Below are 901 nucleotides of genomic sequence, written 5' to 3' on the forward strand. Positions count from 1 at the left end.
TACATATTATCTCTATTTTTGTTTATCTATATGAATGTAAAGGATTTTATTTCTTGTGGGTAAGATTGCTTTTAATCATGAGTGACATTTAAACCAAGAATGTGATAAGTAAAAATTTGTTGTTATTATCCACAGAAGCTGTGTATAACTCTGTGGGAAAGGCAGATAGCCTAGATTTGGTGCCGCCTCTGCCAAAGTCAAGGAGTTGTTTAAGGGTAAAAACCAGTATTTGATGCCCTATTGATTTAGTTCAATATATAGACACAAAAGTAAATTTTTCCTTAAAAGTTATCGTAATTTCGCTAAGCAATTTCTTGCTGTAACCACTCAGAGACTTCCATTAATGCGTCGTAATGTTCAGAATGTTTCAATAGCAGACCGCATACAATGGAGATCATCGACTTAGCATTGAAAGGGTAACCAATCGCAGTTTGGCTAAAATCATTCATCATGTCGTGATAGGCGATTGGAGCATCGTAATAGATGTTAGTAATGACGCCTTCATCAATGTTGAGCTTTAACTCGACATTGCCCCATGAGAATGAGGTATCAAGTGATTCAATGAAACTTGGCGATTGTCCGTAGTTCCAATCCCAGCTTTTTAAGCGATAAAAGTTAGCGCTAAACTCAACCCAATCAGGGTGCTGGTTATTTTGAATGATCGTATTTTCCGCATCAAGATTTAAGGTTGTTGCAATACTGTCACTGATATATCGGCTAAGTTCATTGTGCTCAAGTGGGCGAGTATGGTGATTAATAGATGTATAAGCACGCTCCAGATCTTTATGATTTAAGATTGAATAACGACTATTCATATACTGAGAAATATCAGTTAATGATGTGTTGACACGGATCGTACTATGAAAAAACAAATAGTGATTATTTTCAGATAATGCTGTGT

1 protein-coding gene is annotated in these 901 nt (G+C 35.8%); it reads right to left on the minus strand.

Going from position 1 to position 901, the window contains the following annotated elements:
- Positions 1–302 precede the first annotated feature (302 nt).
- Positions 303–901, minus strand: a 599-nt coding sequence (locus E5A76_RS10200; protein ID WP_316247327.1) for a lipoate protein ligase C-terminal domain-containing protein, incomplete at its 5' end; no start/stop codon positions are given.

It is taken from the genome of Photobacterium lucens (genome assembly GCF_009873615.1).
Taxonomy (GTDB): domain Bacteria; phylum Pseudomonadota; class Gammaproteobacteria; order Enterobacterales; family Vibrionaceae; genus Photobacterium; species Photobacterium lucens.